The 11,005-nt window shown below is 45.8% G+C and carries 9 protein-coding genes; 4 read left to right on the forward strand and 5 right to left on the reverse strand.

Annotated elements, in window-relative coordinates; translation table 11 throughout:
• Nucleotides 1–371: 371 nt before the first annotated feature.
• The 3 genes from arcC (at nt 372) to AK963_RS20205 (ending at nt 4,186) form a co-directional block, all read left to right on the forward strand.
• On the forward strand, nt 372–1,310 hold the full coding sequence (gene arcC, locus AK963_RS20195; RefSeq protein WP_066017235.1) for a carbamate kinase: 939 nt from the start codon (nt 372–374) through the stop codon (nt 1,308–1,310).
• Nucleotides 1,311–1,850: 540 nt separating this feature from the next.
• Complete coding sequence (locus AK963_RS20200; protein WP_066017236.1) at nt 1,851–2,678, forward strand: hypothetical protein; 828 nt, start codon at nt 1,851–1,853, stop codon at nt 2,676–2,678.
• Between the two features lie 197 nt (nt 2,679–2,875).
• On the forward strand, nt 2,876–4,186 hold the full coding sequence (locus tag AK963_RS20205; protein WP_066017237.1) for a hypothetical protein: 1,311 nt from the start codon (nt 2,876–2,878) through the stop codon (nt 4,184–4,186).
• Between the two features lie 48 nt (nt 4,187–4,234).
• Here AK963_RS20205 and ptsI read toward each other — a convergent pair whose 3' ends face one another.
• The 5 genes from ptsI to AK963_RS20230 all read right to left on the reverse strand — a co-directional run bounded on the left by ptsI (nt 4,235) and on the right by AK963_RS20230 (nt 9,754).
• Nucleotides 4,235–6,049, reverse strand: coding sequence for a phosphoenolpyruvate-protein phosphotransferase PtsI (ptsI, locus tag AK963_RS20210; RefSeq protein WP_238593798.1), 1,815 nt, complete (start codon nt 6,047–6,049; stop codon nt 4,235–4,237).
• Nucleotides 6,050–6,053: 4 nt separating this feature from the next.
• A complete protein-coding gene (locus tag AK963_RS20215) occupies nt 6,054–6,314 on the reverse strand; it encodes an HPr family phosphocarrier protein (RefSeq protein WP_066017238.1) in 261 nt (86 codons plus the stop codon).
• Nucleotides 6,315–6,411: 97 nt separating this feature from the next.
• On the reverse strand, nt 6,412–8,049 hold the full coding sequence (locus tag AK963_RS20220; protein ID WP_066017239.1) for a sulfatase-like hydrolase/transferase: 1,638 nt from the start codon (nt 8,047–8,049) through the stop codon (nt 6,412–6,414).
• 2 nt (nt 8,050–8,051) lie between these two features.
• Nucleotides 8,052–8,684, reverse strand: coding sequence for a bifunctional 4-hydroxy-2-oxoglutarate aldolase/2-dehydro-3-deoxy-phosphogluconate aldolase (locus tag AK963_RS20225; RefSeq protein ID WP_066017240.1), 633 nt, complete (start codon nt 8,682–8,684; stop codon nt 8,052–8,054).
• A gap of 86 nt (nt 8,685–8,770) precedes the next feature.
• Nucleotides 8,771–9,754: a sugar kinase gene (locus AK963_RS20230; protein ID WP_066017241.1), complete on the reverse strand. Its 984-nt coding sequence runs from the start codon at nt 9,752–9,754 to the stop codon at nt 8,771–8,773.
• A gap of 229 nt (nt 9,755–9,983) precedes the next feature.
• On the opposite strand from AK963_RS20230, the gene agaR reads away from it, so the two are divergent.
• Complete coding sequence (gene agaR, locus AK963_RS20235) at nt 9,984–10,751, forward strand: transcriptional repressor AgaR (protein ID WP_066017242.1); 768 nt, start codon at nt 9,984–9,986, stop codon at nt 10,749–10,751.
• The last annotated feature ends 254 nt before the right edge of the window (nt 10,752–11,005 follow it).

Consider the following 11,005-nt stretch of genomic DNA (forward strand, 5'->3'; position numbering starts at 1 on the left):
AAGCATGAAGCGTAAGCGCAAGAGGGCTGGTTGGAATAATGGCTATCTGGCAGGGCTGCTGAATATGTATATATTCGGTGAGGATAGTGGCTCAAATGCGAATGATTATCCTCGTGCGTAAGCCCTGGTGCTCTTTGTGCTCTTTGTGCTCTTCGTGGTCTTTGTGGTTCAAAAGAAAAACCGGAATCATTCCGGATGATATCAACCCTTCGCTTTCGTTGCAGTTTCAGGGATTCACCCGATCACTTCTGAAAGCATTCCTCATCAACTTGTTTCTAAAAGCGGGTGATCACCTGTCGGTTATGCGTTGGTGAAAAAACAAAGAGATTTTTAAAAACGACCAATATTAAATTTATTAACGGAATACAGTCATGAGAATCGTAATTGCCCTGGGTGGAAACGCAATCCTTCAACGTGGAGAACCTCTTGAATGCGAAACCCAGCGCAGAAACATCCGTAAGGCTGCGGCAGCGATTGCCCGTATTGCCCGTCACCATCAGGTTATTCTGACTCACGGTAATGGTCCCCAGGTTGGCCTGCTGGCATTAATGAATGATGCTTATAAAGGTGTATCTCCCTACCCACTGGATGCCCTTGGTGCCCAGACGCAGGGAATGATCGGCTTTATGTTCGAGCAGGAACTGCGTAATCAGATGCCGGGCCATAAAGTCTGTACCGTATCAACACAGACTCTGGTGGATCGGGATGACCCTGCTTTTGGTGATCCGGATAAATTTGTCGGGCCGGTATATAGCCGTGAGCAGGCGGATGACTTACTGAAAGCTCATGAAGACTGGACAATTAAAGCGGATGGCAAATACTTCCGTCGTGTTGTTGCCTCTCCGATACCTAAGGAAATTCTGGAATTACCATCGCTTCAGCATTTGATCTCTGCTGAAGACATTACGGTTATCTGTGGAGGTGGTGGCGGTGTTCCGGTAACCAGTGGTCCGGACGGTCAGCTTCAGAATATTGAAGCAGTGATCGATAAAGACCGTTCTTCAAGACTCCTTGCAGAAGGACTCGGGGCCGATGCATTCCTGATTCTCACTGATGTGCCTGCGGTTGCGACTAATTTCGGCCATCCTGACTCTCGTAACATTCGCTGTGCCACACCAGAGGCTATGGACCAGTTTGATTTTGCTGCCGGCTCCATGGGACCAAAAGTGGAGTCAGTTGTTGAGTTTGTTCGCAATGGAGGAAAGATGGCGGCTATTGGTTCTTTGGAACAGGCTGCCGAGATTCTGACCTCTGACTCCGGAACGGTGATCAGACCGGAAGTAGCTGGTGGTATTAGTTATTATGAGTAGCAGCCATCAGTAACTGTACTGTGGTTATAAAGCTTCGGATAAGATAAATATTTCTATATGTCAGTTGTTGTTTAAAATTACGGCAACTGACTATTTTAATTTTATAGCTTTAATTATTTTCTTCTTTATATAGGTAAACACTAAAGGAGAGCATAATATCTATTATGCTTTTTGCTTAGAGTCCTACTTTTTATGGGTTTCCGGTACAGAGAATTGTTACCCATATTATTGTTTTTAAAGAGGATTGTACTTCCTGTTTTTCAGATTGTCTTGAATAACCCCCTTCTTTATATAGTGCTGATTTAAATAATCAAAATATGTCCATGTTAATGAATGATTATCGTGTGATGATTAAAAGTGATTTATTGATGAAATCAAACCTTCGGCTGTCTGGATAGTAAAAAATACTGTGTTTTTTTAGTGCTGAAAATATCATTGCAATAGATGAGCTAAATTCTGGATATCACATATACTGGTGAAACCTCAATGATAAATAGGCTTAAAAATATGAGTTGGAAGAGATGGTTATCCCCATTAATTATGAGTACTACTATCTTAAATTCAGAATATTTACTCGCTGGTGAAGCTGATAAAGATAAAGGACGTGAATGTTTTTTAAAAGGCTCAGAATTTAATATTGTAGTTGATGAAGAATATAGTGCTCCAATTCGATTTGGATTTATGGAGGCTAATAGTGCCAGAAAAGAGTCTATGTATTTTGGGATGAAAGGAAATGACTTCTATTTTAGTATTGGACTTTCTCTAAATATAACTGATTCTGATAGCACCAGGCGGTTAGCTTACGAAATCAAGAATTCGATTCCAAATATCAGTGCAAAATTACCTGATTATGAGCTTGCCAGAAAATCTACCGGTGTTATTGCAGCCTGTGATCTGGAGCAATTTGTTATTATACTGCCTCAGTCTGGTAATGAGTTTTCTTTTCCATCTAAAGATCGAGTTATGATATTACCTCATGATCCTGGTCTTATGATTGAGGGAAGACTGGTTACATCACACACAGGACTTTCCTTGTCTGGACAGCCAGAAAGAAAGCTTCGAGTGAGTTTCAGCTCCTTTGCAGATCGAGTTATGGAGCTGAAATTGAGTAAACTGGAAGAGCAGCCAGAGATACCTGTCATTGTTGTAGAGCTGGAAGAAAACCTTAAAGCTTCTCACCCTGACTTTGATAGTAATACTTCCTCTTATCAGTTAACAGAATTTCATGGAGGAAACCAGGTATTCCCATCACTCAATAATAAAAAACATATACAGTCACTGAAGTTGAATAAGGCAAGAGAAAAAATTGACCTGATTAGAGATAAATTACAGGATTTAATTAATCAAGCTAATGATATTTTCCTTTAAGCTTTATAATGGGGGACATAGTCTTTGGGGGGTAGCATAAATGTGAGCCTGTCATAGATGGGCTGCTCTCTAAATATGAATTTTCTATTTTTCTTCTTTTATATTTTACTATCCTGATATCTGATAGATCGCCAGGCTTTCTATTTGTCTTATTTTTAGGTTATCAAATTTTATGGTGGTAATTTTAGGGTGCCATAATGGATAAGGTCGGTTCTCATATAAGTACATCAACTTCTGGTATTGGTGTTAGAGAATTAATTGATGATAGCAGTTATGATAGTCAAGGGGTTAGTGTTCCCATAAGGGTATATCCAAAAATACCCTCATCTGATGAAAGAAATGATTATGATGGCTTTCATGGTAAAATTCCTATCAATAAAAGAAGAGCGTATACCTGTCAATTCACTAAGATAAGTATTGGGGGAGAACCTAAGGTTCAGGTATTCAAAGCATTAGCAAAAGAACTGAATAAAACTGATTACCGTGAAGTTATTGATGCTCTCAGTCTGTTTTGGGAAGTTAATTTCGATTTCTTTTGTGTGAGAGATAATTATCAGGAGCAAAAGGACTATATGGGGAATATTAGAAAGCTTGTTAAGGATGAAGCTTCCGGTCCAGAATTTAATCCTGATGCAGTATTTCCGATTATTGCATCAACATTCGATATGTCTGTTGAGTACGACTGCTGTAAAGAGCATAAAAAATGTTTGCCAAGATTGTCAGGTAATCCTGCAGGGACAAGATCTATTAAATTTATACAGCACAGCAATACACCTGATTGGGTTATTTTTAAAAGCTACTACCAAAAAATAAGGCCTCAGCCTAGCAATGACTTAAAAATTTCAGCCGGTGCTGATGATCGACTTTCAAGAAGCGAAAATGAAGCAATACTGTTGTCGTCTGGTTCATTGCGGTTAGGTCATGAGGGGATGAGAGATTATCTGGCAAGATGGGATGGTGAGGTTAGTGCAAGCCCTGAGACACTGAAATACCTGGGATTTAAGCTGTGTCCTACGGCTCCGTTCGGAAATTGCTTTTACGAAGCTTCAGCCGGTCAGACCCATGGAGAAAATGCGGTCAGTTTGAGAGTCCTAATGCATAAAGCGGCCCTTAGGTTAATAGAGTCACCCACAAGAGCTATGAATAATGATTTACTAATCTTTGACCGTGAGTGGCTGCAAGATCAGGTAGAAGGTAAATATATTATCAGACATGTTTCTTTCAATCCTGATAGAACTGAGCGCAGCTTAGCTTTCTGGGCAACTCTAAAGCATGTGCCATTGCTTGCATACGCCGTAAAAAAAACAGTCATCGTATATGGTTATCAGCAGTGTGATCACTATGCCAGCGTTGCCAGTATTGGTTATGGGGCAGATGGAAATAATCGTGACCTTGAGGATATTTCACCGGAAGAGGACGTTATCTATCTGGTATGCAAAGATGTTGGGGAAGGAGGCCATTATGATGGGCTGAGAAGAATAAAAAACGAAAAGGAAGAAGTCAGCTAACACTGACCTCCGCCTTGTAAACAATTTAATATGAAAGCAATCCAGATCTTACTGGATGGAATCCACCAATGCTCTTACTGCATCAGCATCTTTTGCTTTCAAGCATTGTGTTGCCAGCTCTTGAAGCTTTTCACTGTTCTGTTCGCGCAGGATCTTCTTAATCATGGGAACAGACGGTGCAGACATACTGAATTCATCCAGGCCAAGTCCTGCCAGAATCAATGCAGCACGTTCATCTCCGGCAAACTCACCACACATCCCGGTCCATTTACCTGCAGCGTGAGAAGCATCAATGACCTGCTTAACCGCTCTTAATACTGACGGAGAGAAGCTGTCATACAGGTGAGCAATGTTTTCATTGCCTCGATCTACCGCCAGAATATACTGAGTCAGGTCATTGGTACCGATACTGAAAAAGTCGAGCTCTTCAATCAGCTGATCAGCAATCATAACAGCTGCTGGCGTTTCAATCATGATGCCCAGCTCACACTGCTCATCAAACGCAATACCCTGATCTCTCAGGCTCTGTTTGGCCTTCTCAACATGCGCTTTCAGCTGCACCACTTCATTGACCGAAATGACCATGGGGAACATGATGCGAAGCTTACCAAAAGCACTGGCTCTCAGAATGGCGCGAAGTTGAGTCTGCAGGATTTCCGGACGATCCAGGCACATACGCACGGCACGCCAGCCCAGGAATGGATTCAATTCCTTTGGCAGATCCAGGTAAGGCAGATCCTTGTCACCACCAATATCCAGGGTACGGATAATGACGGGTCTTTCTCCCATTGCTTCCGCTACTTCCTTGTAAGCCTGAAACTGAACTTCTTCAGAAGGCAGTGAGTTGCGGTCCATAAACAGGAATTCTGTGCGGTAGAGGCCAACACCTTCAGCACCGTTGCGCAGTGCGCCATCGACATCCTTTGGCGTACCGATATTGGCGCAAAGCTCGAAGTGTTTGCCATCGACAGTGGCTGCTGGCAGGTCTTTCAGTTTTGCCAGTTCATTGCGGGCTGCTGCCAGTGTTTCCTGATGAGTACGGGCAGATGCCAGTTGCTCTTCGGAAGGGTTCACGATGATTTCGTTATTGATGGCATCCAGAATCAGCAGATCGCCGTGCAGGATCGCAGTGGTTGCCTGCTGACAGCCGACCATGGCCGGAATTTCCAGAGAGCGGGCCATGATGGCAGAGTGAGATGTGCGTCCACCGACGTCAGTTACGAAGCCGATGACTTTATCCAGATCCAGCTGGGCTGTGTCAGAAGGAGTCAGGTCGTTGGCGATAACGATTGAGTTTTCTTCCAGGTTCTCCAGTCCGGAGATGCGAATGCCCAGAATGTTCTTGACCATTCTCAGGCCGACATCGCGGAAGTCTGCTACACGCTCTCTCAGGTAGGCATCTTCCAGAGTCTCCAGCAGCTGAATGTTGCTCTGGATGGCTTCATGAGTAGCAACGGCAGCTGGTTTTCCTTCGCCAATCAGGCTGAAGATCTCTTCTTCCAGCTCTTCGTCTTCCGCCACCATCATGTGGCCTTCAAATACCGCGGCTTCTTCTTCACCGAACTTGCCGAGCATATCCCGGTAGAGACGATCCAGCTGTGCAGTCGTCTGTTCACGAGCCATTTTGAAGCGCTCGATCTCGTTGTTAACCTGGTCTTCGGTTACCTTGTAGTCTGGCAGGATAAGTTCCTGCTCACAGTGAATAACCGCTTTACCGATGGCGATACCTTCGGATGCAATGATGCCCTTGATCATGTAACTCTGAACCTGATGAAACTTGCGAAACGGGGGATAACCGCTTCCCGCCGCCCGCTGCCCGTAAAGCGGACGTGGCTTTACCGGACAGCGGATAGCGGGCGGCATTTTATTAACCTTCCAGGTTTTCGATAACGACTTTCAGTTTTTCCATAGCTGCTACTTCGTCATCCCCTTCAATCGTCAGAGTGATTACGTCGTCTTTAACGATACCGGCAGACATCAGTTTCATCAGGCTTTTAGCGTTGGCCTTACGTCCCTTGTTCTCAACAGTGATCGCGCTGGAAAACTCTTTGCAGGCTTTTACAAATACAGCGCCAGGACGAGTGTGCAGGCCGTTTTCGTTGGTTACTTTGATTTGTGCAGTTTGCATGGTTTCATTTCCTGAATGGTGGTTGCAGGGCTCTATCAGGAGCCCGCAATAATGTTTAAATGGGTTGTTTAAGTCGGTAACTGGCTTTCTGTATTCATCAGCCTTTTAACAGGCTGTTCTTCAATTCTTTGAAGTAGTCCTTGCCCCATACAGCAGGCTCAGGCTTGTCTTTAATCCACTCTCTGATACCGGCCTGCATTTCCTTGACCAGTGCCGGATGCTGGGCAGCAATATCATTGACTTCAGCAGGGTCAACAGCACGGTTGTAGAGGCGAACGGTGTTGTCGTTCTGCCACCAGTGCAGGGACCATTGACCTTTGCGTACACTCCAGCTGGCTGTGGAATATTTTTCCAGGTGTGGACTGCTGGGCTCAACATCGGACTCGGAGCGTCCGGATACGTACTCAAAGTAATCGCGCCAGAAGTCATCGTTCGGCTCTCCCCAGTGGAAAGCCCGTGGGCCAGCCCAGAACAGCATGTCATGTGGCTCGGCACTGTCAGTTCCGCTCAGGTGAGGCAACAGGTTCACACCGTCGAGTTTCTCCGGCTGGGGCGCGTTCAGACCTGAAGCCGCAAGCAGAGTAGGCATCAGATCCATGGTAGAAACCAGGCCATCGTAAATCATGCCTTTAGGGAGTGATTTACCCCAGGCAACCAGAGGTATGTGAACACCGCCGTCCATCAGAGAGCCTTTGTTCCCGGTTAACAGGCCATTCTGTGGCATGGGTGAGTCAGCAACACCGCCATTATCCGGCATGAACAGGAAGATGGTGTTGTCGGCACGGCCAGAGGCTTCCAGCTCGTTCATCAGCAGAAGGATGCTGTCGTCAATTGCAGCGATGGATGCGTAGTAATTGTCGACTTCCTGGTTTCCGGTATTAAAGCGGCCCAGGTATTTTTCCGGTGCCATGGCAGTCAGCGGTATATGGGGTGCCGCATGAGCATAATAAAGGAAGAATGGTTGATCTTTCTTCACACTGCGGATAAAGGCCAGTGCTTCATCCGTCATCTGGTCTGTCATGTAGCCTTTGGATTCAGCCAGTTCACCATTACGCATCCAGGTCGGTGAGTTGTAGCTGGATACACCGGAAGCATGGAAGCCAAAGAAGTAGTCAAAACCACGATCGGTAGGACGATAGCCTTCTTCTGCCCAGATGATCGAGTTGTCGTGGTAATCTCGGGAAGTAGAACCCTCCACCGCTTCTTTACGCACCTTGGCCAGGTGCCATTTACCAATAGCGCCGGTACGGTAGCCGTTTTTCTGGAAGACTTCTGGCAGGAAGGTCTCTTCCAGTGGAACACCAGGTTTTACATCGTCGTTGTTGTAAATACCAAACTGGTGAGGGTAGCGGGATGTCATGATGCCGGTACGTGAAGCGGCACAGACCGGGTGAGTAACGTGTGCATTACTGAAGCGAACACCGTCAACGGCCAGTTTTTTCAGCGTTGGCATGGCGGATCTGGATGCATGGATAGCTGCATCCAGATCAACAGCATAACGCTCACTGACATAACGTTCCGCCAGAACGGTTTTGTTGTAACTCTCAGGCAGGAAGTCAAACTGCCCAAAACCCTGATCGTCGGTGACCATCAAAATAATGTTGGGTGGATTTTCTTTATCCCCCAGTAATTGATTAACCCGCTGTGCAGCGCTGGTGCAGCCACCCAGGGTCAGTGGAAGCATGGCGGAAGCGCCAGTAATCCCAAGGGTCTTTAAAAAACTTCTGCGTTTCATGGTTATGCCTTCTGGAGTCCGTCTACTGCTTCACCTGCAAGCCGGGTTATCTCATCCCAGCGCTCCTCTTTTACCAGGTTGCCCGGACACACCCAGGAGCCACCAATGGCAAGCACATTAGTCAGTGCCAGATAATCTTTTGCATTGTGCAGACCAATACCGCCAGTAGGGCAGAATTTAACGTCAGGGAAGGGGCCTGCAAGGGCTTTAAGCATGTTGATACCGCCAGACTGCTCAGCAGGAAAGAGTTTCAGCAGGTTGTAGCCATGCTCCATGGCCTGAATAACATCAGACGGTGTAGAAACACCAGGGAGAAATGAAAGTCCCTGTTCTTTCGCTTCTTTTAATAATGCCGGTGTTGCTCCAGGCGATACCGCAAAGTCTGCACCTGCTTTCAATACGGCTTCTACCTGACTGGCAGAAGTGACTGTGCCTGCCCCGGTAATACACTCGGGCATTGCCGCTTTGATTGCCTGAATCGCTTCCAGAGCACAGGATGTGCGCAGGGTAACTTCAAATACATTAATTCCACCGGCTGACAATGCTCGGGCAAGGGGAACGGCGTGACTCAGCTCTTCAATAACAATAACCGGAAGAACAGGGTAAGCCTTTGAAAGAATGTATTCGCTTGTCATGGAGCTTCTTCTTTTGTCAGCGCTTTTGTAAGAAGGGCTTAGATTCATAAAACGACAATGCCTTTATATATCTTCTTAAGAGACTGCTATAACGCAGGCATAACCTCTTTGGGAATAACACCACCGCGATGCATGATCACTTCAGCAGCAAGACGATGACCGGCCTGGCATGCTTCAACGGGTGAGGCTCCAAGCATGCGGCTGCTCAGGTAAGCACCATTAAAGGAATCTCCAGCACCGGTGGTATCTACGGGCGTGCTGACCTTTTGGGCAACGACGGTTTGGACATCACGGTTGGATTTCACCAGACACGGTGCCGAGCCTCTTTTGATAATCAGCTCAGGAATGTGCTCAAGGCGCTTAAGAGTGTCTTCTACCGACTGGTCATTAAACAGCAGTTGTTCATCTTCGAAGGTCAACAGAGCGATGTCGGTCAGCTCCAGAACCTGCTTATACCAGTGTCTTGCATCTTCAGCATCTTTCCAGAGAGCCGGACGGTGATTGGTATCGAAAGCAATAATCGAACCATTGTGTTTCGCTGTTTTCAGTAAATTAACTAGCTGCTTTCGAGATTCGTAAGGTAAAATTGCAACCGTAATACCGGATAAGAAGATCAGACTGTTTTCAGAAGCTATGCTTTCTATCTGATCCTGAGTCAAAGCATCGGAAAACAGTGAACGGGCAGCAGATTCTGAGCGCCAGTAGTGGAAGCTTCTTTCACCGGTTGCATCGACATTGACCGAATAGAGACCGGGCAACTTACCCGACAGACTGTAGACATGACGGGTGTCAATACCTTCGCCCTGCCATGCGGCTAGCATCCGGCTGCTGAAGTTGTCTTGTCCCAGGGCCGTAATGTAGCGAACGGCGATATCTGTCTGTTGGCTGGCTGAAGCTTCCTTAAGAAGTCTGGCCATATAAACAGTGGTGTTAAGTGTATCGCCCGCAAAGTTTACTTTCAGAAACTTTTCGTTTTCGCTGTTGTTTTCACCCAAAACATCAGTTTGAGTGAGTTCGACCATGCATTCACCAATGCATGCTATGGAAGCCGGCTTAATGATCAGTGTCATAGTCTTTCGAATTCCTTCGTGTTTAGATGATGCTCTCACAAAATAGTTTTCATTTTAATGATCTCTATCATTATTAATGAAAATATTTTGGTGTAAAAACTGAGTTTATCGCTGTTTTGAAAGCAAAATCACTAATAAGTGAAAATTTGAAACAAAAAATTGAAAGGCAAGTGAAAAGCCTGTATGTTTGCTGCAACTGTGTGAAAGCGCAGTTGAAAGAGAGGTTTAAATGAGTACTGTTGAGAGACGCGAAGCCATCGTTCGCCTGGTGCGTGACAAAGGTCTGGCTCGGGTGGAAGAGTTGGCTGAGCACTTCAAGGTATCCAGTGTCACGATCCGCAACGATCTTAATTACCTGGATAACAAAGGTCTCCTGCTTCGCTCTCACGGCGGTGCCATGGCCCTGGATGATGTTGTTAAAGAGATGCCTTTTGACGATAAAGGCGCTGTGAACATCTCCCAGAAGGAAGCAATCGGCGCAGCGGCCGCCAGACTCGTTAATGATGGTGAATCCATTATTCTTGACTCTGGTACTACTACGCAGCAGCTGGCAAAGCATCTGGTGAACAACAAGAACCTGGTGGTAATGACCAACGGGCTTAATGTTGCCAGTGAGCTGGTAAAGGCTTCCGGTATTGAGATCATGATGACCGGAGGAACCCTCCGTTCAAAGTCGCACTCCTTTTATGGTTCACAGGCGGAAGATGCTCTGCGTCAATACCGTTTTGACAAGCTGTTCCTCGGGGTTGACGGATTTGATCTTGTTGCAGGCCTGACTACGCATTTTGATCGTGAAGCTACCCTGAACCGTGTGATGTGTGACATTTCCAGTGAAATTATTCTACTGGCGGACTCCAGCAAGTTCGGTCGCAAGGGTTATCACTTCATCCGCTCTTTTGGCGCTTTCCATACGCTGGTAACCGATAAGGGGATACCAGCAGACTATATGGCAGGTTTGCAGCGTCAGGGAGTCAGAGTCATTATTGCTGACAGTTGATCGCTTTCGATAATTTTCAAATCGTTTTCTGATTTTTCAGATGATTCCAAAGTTATTGAAAGGTTGTAGCTTTCATGCAATAACACTTGATCGGTGACGCCGCAGCTTAAATCGAAAGCAGTACATAATACCAATTTCATTTTCAAAATATGTCACGAATTCTGCGATTGCCTTTATACTTTAAATAGCCTGTTGTTCATCCCGTTAATGTCATGCCTAAAACTCCCGATTTTCCTGAAAACTTTCACGATGCA

The organism is Endozoicomonas atrinae (assembly GCF_001647025.1).
Taxonomy (GTDB): Bacteria; Pseudomonadota; Gammaproteobacteria; order Pseudomonadales; family Endozoicomonadaceae; genus Endozoicomonas; species Endozoicomonas atrinae.